The organism is Streptomyces sp. ME19-01-6 (genome assembly GCF_033793745.1).
In the GTDB taxonomy this organism is placed as follows: Bacteria; Actinomycetota; Actinomycetes; order Streptomycetales; family Streptomycetaceae; genus Streptomyces.
The window spans coordinates 712,273-724,238 of sequence record NZ_JARAXF010000002.1 but is presented as its reverse complement, the minus strand read 5'-3'; the positions used below and the strand labels follow the sequence as shown (position 1 = coordinate 724,238).

The 11,966-nt window shown below is 70.4% G+C and carries 12 protein-coding genes and 2 pseudogenes; 5 read left to right on the top strand and 9 right to left on the bottom strand.

Annotated elements, in window-relative coordinates; translation table 11 throughout:
• The 3 genes and pseudogenes from PV419_RS06615 to PV419_RS06605 form a co-directional block, all read right to left on the bottom strand.
• A pseudogene (locus tag PV419_RS06615) lies at positions 1 to 225 on the bottom strand (hypothetical protein); the annotation flags it as partial.
• Positions 226 to 418: 193 nt separating this feature from the next.
• Positions 419 to 952 carry a hypothetical protein gene (locus tag PV419_RS06610; protein WP_319686719.1) on the bottom strand — a complete coding sequence of 178 codons (534 nt, stop codon included), beginning with the start codon at positions 950 to 952 and terminating at the stop codon, positions 419 to 421.
• Between the two features lie 108 nt (positions 953 to 1,060).
• Positions 1,061 to 1,348, bottom strand: coding sequence for a hypothetical protein (locus PV419_RS06605; protein ID WP_319686718.1), 288 nt, complete (start codon positions 1,346 to 1,348; stop codon positions 1,061 to 1,063).
• A gap of 239 nt (positions 1,349 to 1,587) precedes the next feature.
• On the opposite strand from PV419_RS06605, the gene PV419_RS06600 reads away from it, so the two are divergent.
• From PV419_RS06600 to PV419_RS06575, 5 genes and pseudogenes are all read left to right on the top strand, one after another.
• Positions 1,588 to 4,509 (top strand): AfsR/SARP family transcriptional regulator, encoded by a 2,922-nt coding sequence (locus PV419_RS06600; protein WP_319686717.1) that lies wholly within the window; start codon positions 1,588 to 1,590, stop codon positions 4,507 to 4,509.
• Between the two features lie 109 nt (positions 4,510 to 4,618).
• Positions 4,619 to 5,626 (top strand): isocyanide synthase family protein, encoded by a 1,008-nt coding sequence (locus tag PV419_RS06595; protein ID WP_319686716.1) that lies wholly within the window; start codon positions 4,619 to 4,621, stop codon positions 5,624 to 5,626.
• Entirely contained in the window at positions 5,616 to 6,479 is an 864-nt protein-coding gene (locus PV419_RS06590; protein ID WP_319686715.1) for a TauD/TfdA dioxygenase family protein, read from the top strand. Before PV419_RS06595 ends, PV419_RS06590 begins: the two co-directional genes overlap by 11 nt.
• Positions 6,476 to 7,245: pseudogene (locus tag PV419_RS06585) on the top strand (4-hydroxyphenylacetate 3-hydroxylase N-terminal domain-containing protein); the annotation flags it as partial. The gene PV419_RS06590 and the pseudogene PV419_RS06585, both read left to right, overlap by 4 nt.
• A 91-nt stretch (positions 7,246 to 7,336) precedes the next feature.
• On the top strand, positions 7,337 to 7,810 hold the full coding sequence (locus tag PV419_RS06575) for a 4-hydroxyphenylacetate 3-hydroxylase C-terminal domain-containing protein (RefSeq protein WP_319686713.1): 474 nt from the start codon (positions 7,337 to 7,339) through the stop codon (positions 7,808 to 7,810).
• A 225-nt stretch (positions 7,811 to 8,035) separates the two neighbouring features.
• Here the strand turns inward: PV419_RS06575 and PV419_RS06570 are convergent, their stop codons facing one another.
• From PV419_RS06570 to PV419_RS06550, 6 genes are all read right to left on the bottom strand, one after another.
• Positions 8,036 to 8,356: a lipoyl protein ligase domain-containing protein gene (locus tag PV419_RS06570; protein ID WP_415925245.1), complete on the bottom strand. Its 321-nt coding sequence runs from the start codon at positions 8,354 to 8,356 to the stop codon at positions 8,036 to 8,038.
• A gap of 32 nt (positions 8,357 to 8,388) precedes the next feature.
• On the bottom strand, positions 8,389 to 8,490 hold the full coding sequence (locus PV419_RS53190) for a lipoyl protein ligase domain-containing protein (protein ID WP_415925244.1): 102 nt from the start codon (positions 8,488 to 8,490) through the stop codon (positions 8,389 to 8,391).
• Between the two features lie 117 nt (positions 8,491 to 8,607).
• Positions 8,608 to 9,558 (bottom strand): NAD(P)H-binding protein, encoded by a 951-nt coding sequence (locus PV419_RS06565; RefSeq protein ID WP_319686753.1) that lies wholly within the window; start codon positions 9,556 to 9,558, stop codon positions 8,608 to 8,610.
• Between the two features lie 146 nt (positions 9,559 to 9,704).
• Positions 9,705 to 10,592 (bottom strand): alpha/beta hydrolase, encoded by an 888-nt coding sequence (locus PV419_RS06560; RefSeq protein ID WP_319686711.1) that lies wholly within the window; start codon positions 10,590 to 10,592, stop codon positions 9,705 to 9,707.
• Positions 10,523 to 10,963 carry a CocE/NonD family hydrolase gene (locus tag PV419_RS06555; RefSeq protein WP_319686710.1) on the bottom strand — a complete coding sequence of 147 codons (441 nt, stop codon included), beginning with the start codon at positions 10,961 to 10,963 and terminating at the stop codon, positions 10,523 to 10,525. The genes PV419_RS06560 and PV419_RS06555 overlap by 70 nt, the downstream gene beginning before the upstream one ends.
• A 76-nt stretch (positions 10,964 to 11,039) precedes the next feature.
• Positions 11,040 to 11,855: an oxidoreductase gene (locus PV419_RS06550; RefSeq protein ID WP_319686709.1), complete on the bottom strand. Its 816-nt coding sequence runs from the start codon at positions 11,853 to 11,855 to the stop codon at positions 11,040 to 11,042.
• Between the last annotated feature and the right edge of the window lie 111 nt (positions 11,856 to 11,966).

Below are 11,966 nucleotides of genomic sequence, written 5' to 3'. Positions count from 1 at the left end.
AACGGCGAGGTTCGCCATGACCCGCAGAAGGGCCTGCCGGTCCTGCGAGATCTCCTTCGCCAGATTCTCCAGGTCGTCGCCGCACGCCGAATCGCCGTGCTCTTTGACCAGGCGGCGGGCGAGCTCGGCACCGGCCGTCGCACCGGCCAGGTGATCATTGAGGTAGATGCCCAGTATTCTCTGCCGCGCCGGGCCATCGCGTGAGCCTCGTGCTGCCAGGTTCATGATCGCTCTCCGGGTTCTGGAACCTTTCGAGGCCACTGAGTGCCCCGGCTGTGTCAGTCAACTGCTGTTCCGCGGTCCGGTCCGGTTTCCCGCTGTCCGGATTACCGTGGTGGTGATCCTGTGGAGCTCAGAGTCAAGGGCGGCTGTCGACCGTGACGGAGCCGCCAGGTGTGACAGCGGGGTTCCCCAAGGCTCACCGGCCGTGGGCTTCCTTGCGCGGCAGGGGGCCGGCGTGGGGCCGGCGGCCGGGGCGGAGAGCGGCGTGGCGCTGTCCGGGGCCGGGGCCGTCCCGGGCCGCGAGGGCGTCGGCGACCGCTCCGGTGGCGAAGGCGTAGACGGCCTTGTGCAGGATGTCCACTACCAGCTCGGTGCGCGGCCACGTGTGGGGTGGGGCGCCGACCCCGGTGGCGTTCTCGAGGATCTGGTCGTTGGTGAGGCGGATTACGGCGAATTGCGCCGAGGCGGCCGGCCCCCGCAGTCCGGCGTGGGCCATGGCCGAGCGCACGATGCCGAGAAGGGCGGCCTGGCCGAAGTGCATGGCCCAGTTCACCGCCACCGGCTGCCTGCCGGGACGCTCGGGCATGGTGGTCAAACGCTGAAGGACACGCGCGGGAACGTGGGAGTCGGGCCGACCGGTGACGCTCTGCTCGATCTTCTCGCCGAGTGTCATCACGACGCCCCCGGCCGTACCGGCGGCCAGTCCCTGCCACAATGCGCGCGTGAACATGCCCTGACGAGTACCCGGCGCCGGCGCATCCACCCAGCCTGCCCCGCGGTGACAGCCAGATACGGCGCGTGATCAGCGCCCCTTTTCCACGGAGTGCTGGGGAACCGATCAGCTCGACGGCGCGATCCTGGACCGCGGCTTCGCCTCGCGGTACGCGTTCACCACGCCGGCCGCCCCCTTCCTTCCCTGGCGCAGCTGAAAACCGTCGAACCCTTTGCCCTGCGCGCGCCCGCGCGATGACGCCGCGGTGCCGCAGAGGGCTTCACGGGCGTCGGCCGGGTCGGGGCCGTGGCTACCCGCGAGCACGTCGAATGTGGCGGCGGTGCACGGCGACGAGCTCGAGGGCGGCCTCGGCAACGCGGACGCGCGGCGCGGCGACGTGTTCGCGGTGCTCAACGGCACAGGAGAGCAGTCGCGGCACGTCCGCGGCCCGGGTGTCGTCGAGCGGTCCCTGGCCCATGACTCTCACGTGCGCCGCAGCGCAGGGGTCTTTCCGTCGCCTTGGCTTCTCCCTCCTTGTTGTCATGATCACATCGTTCGTCGGGACTAGGCGGCCCGTTGCGGCGAAAGGCTGATCCCCGCGGGAAATGCTCCCCCGAAGAGACAGAGGGGTTGTCGCAGTGGAGTTACGCCGTGTGGAATTCAGGACACTGGGGCGCGTCGAAGCCATAGGCGTCAACGGCGAGCTTCCGCTCGGCGGGCCCAAGCCGCGCACCATCCTGGCAGCTCTCCTGTTGAGCGCGAACACCCCCGTCACCACGGACCGGCTCTGCGACATGCTGTGGGCCGGGAATCCACCGGCCTCCGCGCGCGCGAACGTGCGCAGTTACGCGGCTCGTCTGCGTTGCGCACTCAACGCGGCCTCGGAGGGTGACCGCCTCAGCCCTGGCCATCAGGGGTACCTCCTGCGGGTTCAGCAGGGCGAGCTGGATCTGTGGCTGTTCGACGAGCTGGTGGCGCGTGGCCGGGCGGCCATGGCCGACGGTGATCACGAGTCGGCGGCCGAAGAACTGCGCGCCGCACTGGACCTGTGGAGAGGTGCCGCCTTCGATGGCCTGGCGCATCACGACGCGCTGCACATAGAGGTGTCGAGGCTGGAGGAGTCCAGGTTCTCCGTCTTCGAGGACTACGCCGCAGCCCGCGTGGCCCTGGGCGAGTACGAGGAACTGGTCCCGGCGTTGCAGGCGCGGACAGCACTGCACCCGCTGCGCGAGCGGCTGTGGGTTCTGCTGATGACGGCTCAGCATTGCTGCGGACGGACGGGAGACGCACTGCGCTCCTACGCGCGGGCCCGTCGCGCGCTCCGGGACGAGCTCGGGCTCGACCCCGGAGCCGAACTACGGCAGTTGCACGAGGCCATCCTCGCGAGCGATCTCCCCCCGGACGTCCGATCGCCACCGGCTCCCGCTCGCCCGGGCGCGGGACCCCGCTTGGCGGGCGTGTGGCCGGTCTGTCAGTTGCCCACCGGAATACCGGACTTCGTCGGACGTGAGCAACTGCTCGCCCGCGCGGCCGCGCTGTTGGTCCCGTCGAACGCCAAAGGCTCGCCGACCGTGGTGCCGACGGTGATCCTGACCGGTCTGCCCGGCGTGGGCAAGACAGCTGCGGCCACCCACCTCGCCCACCGGCTCCGCGACACCTTTCCCGAGGGTCAGCTCTACGTTCAGCTGGACGGCCCTCGTGGAGCACACCGCACCTCCACCACCGTCCTCGCGGATCTGCTGCTCAGCATCGGGGTACCGGGATCGGCGATCCCCAGGGCCGAATCCCAGCGGGCCGCGCTGTTCCGGTCGAAGCTCGCGGGCCGCCGAGTGCTGGTCGTCCTGGACAACGTCCTGGACGCATCCCAGGTCCGACCCCTGCTGCCCGGGGGCGACGGCTGTGCGGTCCTGATCACCAGTCGGGCGCGGCTCACCGCCATTCCCGGCGCGCACCTGCTCGACGTGAAGCCGTTGGACGACACTGACGGGCGCACCTTGCTGGACCTCATCGTCGGCGCGCGGCGCTTCGCGACCGAACCCGAGGCGACCGAGCGCATCCTCGCCGACTGCGCGGGCCTCCCCCTGGCACTCAGGGTGGCCGGTGCCCGGCTCGTCGGGGCCCCGCACCGGCCAGTGCGCTGGCTGGCCGACCGGCTGGCCGACGAACAGCGCCGCCTGGGTGAGCTGCGCGCCGGAGACCTCGCGGTGCGCGCCTGTGTCACCACCGCGTATCACGGGCTGGCCCCGGACGCCGCCCGAATGTTCCGCGTACTCGGCCTTCTCCCCACAGGCGAGTTCCCGTCCTGGGCCCCTGCGGCCCTGATGTCCGGACAGACCGGGCACGAGGAGCCGGACGACCGCGTGGACGACATCCTCGACAGCCTTGTCCACGCCAATCTCGTATGGGCCGACCGCATCGACCCCGCGGGCCGACCGCGGTACCGCATGCACGATCTGCTGCGCGCCCACGCCGCGGAACGCGCCGCCGAAGAGGAGTCTTTGGCGCAGCAGCGGGAGATGGTCGCACACGTCCTGGACGGGTGGCTGCTCCGAGTCCGTGCTGCGGGGGAGAAGCTGGTCCGCGCGGGAGCGGACGCGCAGATCGCCTGGCTGGAGTACGAGCGCAGCGGCCTCGTGGCCACCGTGGAATGCGCCGCGCGTTCCGGGCACGGCGAGCGGGCGAGCGAACTCGCCGCAGCCTTGGACGACATATGCCACCTGCGCAACTGGTGGGACGACTGGGAGCGCATGGCGCAGGCGGTGCTTGCCCAGGCGTCGGCCGACGGCGATCGCAGACGCATCGCCATGGCCCAGGGCTCGCTGGCCCGCGCGGACGCCGGGCGCGGCCGGGCGGTGGAGGCGGTGCGCTGGTTCACGTCCGCCATCGAGCAGTCGGACGCGCTCGGGGAGCGACGTCAGGCCGCGTACCTCCGCGTCTACTACAGCTTCGCGATCGCTGACCGGGGCATGGCCGAGGAGGCCCGCACCGAGGCGTCCGCGGCCGTGTCCGCGCTGTGCGCACTGGACGACCTGCGCGGCGCGGTGCTGGCGCTGCGCAGTCTGGGTTCGGCGCTCATCTGCGGGCACCGCGAGGCCGAGGCGGAGCGGGTGCTGAAGAGAGCGCTCGAGGCGGCGGAGCGACTGGGACAGCCGTTGGCTCTCGCCGATGTCCTGCAGGCGTTGGCCGTCGCCGAGATCGCGCTCGGCCGGTACCGATCGGCAGCCCGCCACCTGGACCGGGCACTGCCCCATTACCGCGCGGTGGGGCACCGCCCTGGCGAGGCGTACGCCCTCATCACCATCGGGCGGTTGCGGCTCACCCAACGCCCGGGGGACCCGGGGCAGGCCGCCGAGGCGCTCGGCCCGCTGACGCAGGCCGCGAAAGTGTTCTCCGAGCTCGGCGAGGTCCGCGGCGAGGCGCTCACCGCCTACATGCGGGGCCGCGGGTACGCCACTCTCGGCGACCAGGGGCGCGCGCGAGGCTGCTTCGGTGCGGCGCTGACCGCGTTCAGCGCACTGCGCATGCCCGACTGGGAGAAGCGCACCCGGCACGAACTCGGCAACCTCGGCCGCTGACCCTGTCGGGACTGCCGAGGCCGGCCGTGCCGTACGGCACCACGTGGGCTTTGTGCGTTTCATGTGCGCCCGGTGTCCAGGGTGGAGGAAGTCCACGACAGGAGGCTCGGTGTACGAACTCGCCACGCTCGATACCGAACTGGCCGCCATCGAGGTGATCCGCGAAGTGCTGGTCCTCCAGCGCAGGCTCCGCGGAGGCGGTTGCACCGGCAGGGTCTGCCTGCGGTGCGTACGACACCACCGCGACGCGGTCGCAACGGCCATGGCACGCGGCCGGATGATCGACTTCCTGCTCCCGGCCTTTCCCACCAAGTCCCCCAACCGGGCCAAGGTCCTCGGGCCGCTGCCCGACCTGGCCGAGGAACTCGCGCTGAGGTTCCTCGAGTCGCTCTGCGAGCGCATCGCCGAGGTCTACCCGCCCGGTGCCCGCATCCGCATCTGCTCCGACGGACGGGTCTTCAACGACCTGATCGGGGTGAGCGACGACGACGTCACCCGCTATGCCCACGAGCTCCACCGCATGATCGACCGGATCGGCGCCGTCCACCTCGATCAATTCACCCTGGACGACGTCTATCCGGGCGCCGCCCACGCGCGGATGCGCGCCGAACTCACGGCCGGCCGCGGTCCGCACCCGGACGAACTGCGCGCCGAGGTGCGCCGGGGCGGCGACCTGGTGCACATGTACCGGGGCATCACCCGGTTCATGCTGGAGGACCTGTCCGTCCCCGGGTACACCGGCAGCCGCGCCGCCCTGCAGCGCCGCAGCCGTGGCCTGGCCTATGGCGTCATCGCCCGCAGCCGCGCCTGGGACGAGCTGCTGGCCGAGCTGTTCCCGGACGCCGTCCGCCTCTCGATCCATCCTCAGCCGTGCAGCACGCGGAAGATCGGACTCCTGCTCGCGGACACCCCCGACGTCTGGCTCACGCCCTGGCACAGCGCCGCCGTCGACACCGGCGACGGGCGCTTCACGCTGATGAAGCGTGCCGAGGCAGAGGCCGCGGGGGCCCGGCTTGTGACAGCCCACGGGCGTCCCAGCCACTTCGTGCTGCCCCGAACCCACGCCACCGCACCCGTACCCGCTTCCTCGACAGGAGCCCCCCGCCATGCCCGTTGACCAGGACCTGCTCGGCGACTCGCGTCTGACGATCAACGCCCTCGAACCCTTCGGGGTCGCCGTCCGCGCCCTCGACCGCGGCCGTCCGCTGACCGAGCTCCCCGTCGCGCCGCTGCGCGCCCTCGTCCGCGGGCACCGCCTGCTGCTGCTGCGCGACTTCGCGGCGTTCGCCGAGCCGGCCGAACTCTCCGCGTACGCCGAGCACTGGGGTGAGCCCGCCGTGTGGCCGTTCGGCACCGTGCTGGAACTGGTCCAACAGCACGACCCGGCCGACCACATCTTCGACCACCGCCACATGCCGATGCACTGGGACGGCATGTACCGGGACCACATCCCCGAGTTCCAGATATTCCAGTGTGTCCACGCGCCCGGCAAGGACAAGGGAGGCGAGACCACGTTCTCCGACACCGCAGCCGTGCTCGCCGACGCCGCACCGGCCACCCGCGCCCTGTGGTCCCGGGCCACCGGCACCTACCACCGGGAAATGGAGTACTACAACAGCACCACCGTCTCCCCGGTGGTGACGGCCCACCCGGTCAACGGCACGCCGGTCATCCGCTACAACGAGCCCACCGCCGAGGCCGGCGGCGGCTTCATCAACCACCCCGACCTGGAATTCTCCGGTCTCGCCGACGAGTCGGAGCTGGCCGAACTGCACCGCGGCCTGCGTGCCGCCCTCTACGACCCCGCCCACCTCTACGCACACAGCTGGCGGACCGGCGACCTGGTGGTGACCGACAACTACACCCTGCTGCACGGCCGTAACGCCTTCACCAGCGGCGCGCCCCGCCATCTGCGCCGCGTCCAGGTCCTCGGCGACCCGCCGCTGACCAACCCCGGGCTGGTCCGATGACGCGGCCGCGGACGACGACCAACGCCCTGATGACCGGGGACGAGTACCTGGAGAGCCTGCGCGACGGCCGCGCCGTCCATGTGGACGGCGAGCGGGTCAAGGACGTGACCAGGCACCCCGCGTTCCGCAACGCGGCCCGCTCGATCGCCCGGCTCTACGACGCCCTGCACGCCCCCGACACCGCCGGCGTGCTCACCGGCGTGGACCCGGACACCGGCATCCGCACCCACCGCTTCTTCAAGCCCAGCCGCTCCGCCTCCGACCTCGTCCAGGCCCGGGAGGCGATCGCCGCCTGGGCCCGGATGGGCTACGGCTTCCTCGGCCGCACCCCCGAGTACAAGGCGGCCTTCATGGCCGGACTCGGCGTCAGCGCGGACTACTACGGTCCGTTCGCCGCCAACGCCACCGCCTGGTACCAGAGGTTCCGAGCAAGGCGCTGCACCTCAACCACGTCATCATCAACCCACCGATCGACCGCAAGCGCGCCATCCACGACATGGGGGACGTCTTCGTGCACGCGGTGCGCGAGACGGACGCCGGGGTGGTGGTCAGCGGGGCGAAGATGCTTGCCACCGGCTCGGCGCTGACCAACGCCGGTTTCGTCGCGCCGGTCGGCTCGGCCCAGTTGGAGAAGGGCAAGGCGGAGCGCTTCGCTCTGGTCTTCTTCGTCCGGATGGACAACCCCGGTGTGCGGCTCATCTGCCGCACCCCGTACGAGCGGCGCGCCGCGAGCCCCTTCGACCACCCCCTCAGCAGCCGGTTCGACGAGAACGACAGCGTGCTGCTGCTGGACGAGGCACTGATTCCCTGGGAGGACGTGCTCGTCCATCGCGACATCGAGCGCGCCACCGGCTTCTATGCCGTCTCCGGCTTCCCCACCGGGCCCCGGCGGCACGGTCCTGCCGAGACTGGAACACGCATCGGCGATGCGGATGGCGGGCGCCCACATCTGGAACCGGGTGCACGAGCTCTTCGAGACCCTGCTCGGCGGCGCGCCCCTGGTCGTCCCTTCCAGCGTCCGCGACCTCGCCGACCCCGAACTGCGCCCGCTCATCGACCGCTACTACCGGGGCGCCGACTCGTCCGCGCTGGAGCGGATCAAGCTCTTCAAGCTGGTCTGGGACGCCATCGGAACCGAGTTCGGTGCCCGTCACGAGCTGTACGAGCGCAACTACTCCGGCAACGGCGAGCAGGTCCGGCTGGACGCGCTGCGCTGGGCCACCCGCCGCGGCAGCCTCGACCGTTACGAGGCCCTGGTCCAGGAGTGCCTGGACGACTACGACACCGACGGCTGGCGCCGGGGTCCCTGGCTCGGCCCCGAGCAGGACTGAGGAAGGAGCGGATCACAGGATCCGGTAGCGGAGCTTTGCGCGCGGTGGCGGACCTCCGGCAACTGCAGGGAGCCCTGTCCGTAGGGGGTGTCGGTGAGGAAGGGGCTCCGGAATGGATGCGCTCGCGGCGGACAATGCTGCAGGTGACTTCGGGCAGGCCGGGCAAATCGACAGGCCCGTGAGCTCGGCGACTCGGCGCCTTCGCGCAGTGAACCGTCCTGTTTCCTACCGTGGTGCCAGGTGCGTAGTGACCGCTCGTACGACCGCGTCGCGCACCTCGCTATGGGTTGGGGTCGGCAGGCCGCGTTCGGCGGCGAGTTCGGCCAGGGAGGTCATCCGGACGCCGGGCAGGGCACAGGCGGTGAAGGTGGTGTAGACGCCCAGGTCGGGGTCGATGTTGAGGGCGAAGCCGTGGCTGGAGACGCTTCCGCTGATGCGCATGCCGATCGAGCCGAGTTTGCGGTGATCGGGGGTCCACACGCCCACCAGGCTCTCCGACCCCGGCGGCGTCTCACGGCGGATCGCTGGGAAACCGAGGGTGCCCAGCGCGTCGATCAGCGCCCGCTCGACACGGCGGATCAGGCCACGGGGCCCAGCTCGCGCACGTTGAGCACGAGGTAGCCGATGAGCTGGCCGGGACCGTGGTAGGTGGCATGCCCGCCGCGGTCCGTCTGTACCAGGGCGATGGCTAGTCCACGTCGGGTAGTTGGTCGTTCGGCGTCCGGGCGGTGTACGTGATCACCGCAGGGTGCGTGAGCAGGAAGAGCCGGTTGGCCGCGAGGCCCTGTTTACGCTCCTCAACCCAGCGGACCATGTCCGCCTGCGCCGCCGCGTAGGGTATTTCGCCCAAGTCGACGCGTTCCAACCGCCAGTGTGAAGGTCTTTCCTCCGGCCGCCGGCTTGCGGATGCGCGGATGGTTCTCCAGCGCCCACCGCACGGTCTTTGGCGGGCGCCCGAGCAGCGTTTCCAGCTGGTCGGTGACGCCGCGGTACCCTCCGCCGCCGATCAGCCGGGTCAGGGTCTTCATGTGCTCCGCAGTGTGCGGATACTCAGCCAGAGCCGTGTCCACGTAGGTCTCGTTCCAGATTTCGACACCTTCGGGAATGTAGGTGACCGGGCGTCCCAGCACGGCCGCGAAGTCCTCCGCGAACCCGTGCATGTCCTTCATGTCCGGACCGTTGAGCTTGTAGGACTGCGAGATGTGCGGTGCCGGGTCGGCCAGGATCTTCGCGCACACCTCCGCCACGTCGTAACCCGCGACGGGCGCCAGCTGGTGGCGGCCGAAGGGCAGGCGCAGTTCGCCCTTGCTCAGCGGCTCCAGCGCCAGCCAGGTCATCAGGGGGTTCTCGACGAACATAGCCCCCCGGATGTTGACGGTCGGGAGGCCGGACCACTCCAGCACCCGCTCGGCGACCCAGTGGGCCCGCTGCTGCGGTGACCAGTTGGCGACGAGCCCGCCGAGCCAGGCACGCCGCTCTTCCTCCGGTGCGGTCATTTTGTCGAACGTCATGAATGACTGCTCGAACTCGGAGATGTTGACGAGGACCTCGATGTCGCGCTGGGCCCGCGCCGCCGCGGCCATCAGGCTGACGGCGTCGGTGTAGTACGGCGACAGGCTCATGCTGAAGTAGATGCGCCGGCAGCCCTTCAGCGCGGCTGTCACGTCGGCGATGTTGAGCAGGTCTCCGACGAAGACCTCGACCCCGGCCTGGCGCAGCGCGTCCGCTCGTTCGTCGTCCTGCCGCACGAACGCGCGCACCGGGTGCCCTGCTCAATCAGCATGTCGACCATCGTTCGGCTCACACCACCGATATGGCCGGCGGCTCCGGTGATCAGGATGGTGTTGCGCTCTTGCATGAAGGCGCCCTCTGTGTGATGGGGATGAGTCAGCCGTTACGGAAAGTTTGGGATGTGGTCGGCGACCGTCTTGGGCTGCTTCGGGCGCCTGGGGCGTCTATGCCATCGCTCGGCGCGGTGCCGGGCCAGGGCCTCGGTCGGACTCGTGGAGGTGTCCGTTCCCGCCCGGAGACGGTCGCTGAAGGCGAAGCCGTGCAGTTCGGTTGCCGCTTCCACGCGGGCCGGGGGCCCTGCTCCAGTCGGACGGTGCCGGCCAGGCGGATGCTGCGCAGTGTCATCGGGATGATGAGCTGTCGATGCGGGCGAGGAAGTCCCGAGCGCGGCGTTGACCTCCGCGGGGCGCTCCTGCTGCGTCCAGTGCCCGCACCCCGGCAGCACCACGGGACCGTGCAGCTGGGCGACGGCGCTCAGCGGGTTGCCCGGCCCGCCCTGACCGCGGAAGATCTCGCTCAGCGAGCTGCCCCCGTCCGGGCCGCGCAGCGAGGTGACCATGTCACGGTCTCCCACCACGTACAGCGCGGGGACGTCGATCCCGCGCCCCCGGAGAGCCGCGAGCAGTTCGTTGTTGCGTTCGATGTTCCGATACCAGTTGAAGGCTCCTGTGAGCGCCTGCTCGCCGTGCAGGGCGAAGTCCTCGGCGTACGCCTGGATGTCCTCCTCCGTAAGCCAGGCCGGGAGCGCGGGCGACTGCGGCATGGTGTCCAGGAGGCCCAGGCCGTCGGGTACGACCAGCGGGCGGGGCTCCCTGCCGAGCGGATTGTCGCCTGAGGCACCGGCCAGGAGGCGGCGGAAGGACTCCGGGATGTCGTTGGCGAACTCCGCGTCGGCGACTCCCGGCTGGTTGACATCACCGATCACGTTCCGCCAGTTGGTGCGCGTCCACGGGCCCATGGCCGGCGTGGCGGGCCGGTCGGCGCGGCGCATGGCGGTGAAGTTGTCAAGCGTGCCCTGGCAGCCCACTCGGCCTCCCGCCGGGACCGCTCATAGCCCAGCTCGGGAAGGTCGTGCCGGGCGGACGCGGGAAACCGCCCGGCCGGGAGCTTCCCGTAACCGCAGCCCGCCAGACCGTCAAAGTCCTGCACCAGCCCGGTGATGCCACCAACCCGTCCAGATCGGTAGCGGGTCGGTGCATCAGCGTATCTGTGCCCTGCGTGAGCGACCAGGGCACAGTAGCTGCCGCCGATCATGCTGACGGAGCCGTTCGAGCCGGGCAGGGCGGCGGCCCACCGTACGGTGTCGTAGCCGTCGCTCTCCTCGGCGCGGCACCGTGCCGTCACGCATCTTGGCCGGGACATCGGACTTGATCCGGGTCTGCGCCTGTCCCGCTCCCTGGGCGTGTGTTCTTGTGAGTGTGCTTGGGGCGGGCAGGCGTCAGCCGGCCAGCTGGTTGAGCTTGCGGATCTGCTTGTCGAAGACCCCGGCAGGAGCGATGCGGCGCAGGGTGCTGGCGCGTCCGGCCAGGGGGCCGGCGGTGTAGCGCAGCTTCGGCTTAGGGTCGGTCGCTGCCGCGACGATCACCTTGGCGACGGCGGCGGGGTCGTCGCCGTCCTTGATCGCTGCCTCCATCATGCGGTCGAAGGCGCGCCGCTGGTTCGCGTAGACCTGCAGGGGTGTGTCGGGTCGCGGGCTGTTGGCCTCGAATCCGGTGTTGGTGTAGGCGGGTTGGACGAGCAGCGCCCGGACACCGTGCTCGCGGACCTCGTGGTCCAGGGACTCCGTGTACCCCTCGATCGCATGCTTGGAGGCGGAGTAGACAGCCATGTAAGGCGAGGGGAGGAAGCCGACCACGGAGGAGAGGTTGATGATGCGTCCGCGTCCCTGGGCGCGCATGTGCGGCAGGACTTCCTTCACCATGCGCATCACGCCGAAGACGTTGACGTCGAAGACGACCTGGGCCTGCGCGAGGGAGTTCTCCTCGGCGGCACCCATCAAGCCCATACCGGCGTTGTTGACCAGGACGTCGATCCGCCCGAACCGGTCGACCACCTGCTGGACCACGGCGGTGACCGACGCGTCGCCGGCCACGTCGAGGTCGAGGAAGGTCGCACCGCCAAGCGGGGTGGCGCGAGAGGTGTCGCGGCTTGTTCCGACCACGTCGAACCCCGCTTCGACCAGCGCGAGCGCGGCTGCCTTTCCAATGCCGGATGACGCACCCGTCACGAGTGCAACCGGCCGTTGTGTGCTCATCATGGACTCCCGGACGCAACGGAGAAACCGATCGGTTTCCCTTACTGTAAACCGAGCGGTTTCCCGTGCGCAAGTTCGAGCATGCCCGGCGAACGACTTGGCCTATTCGGT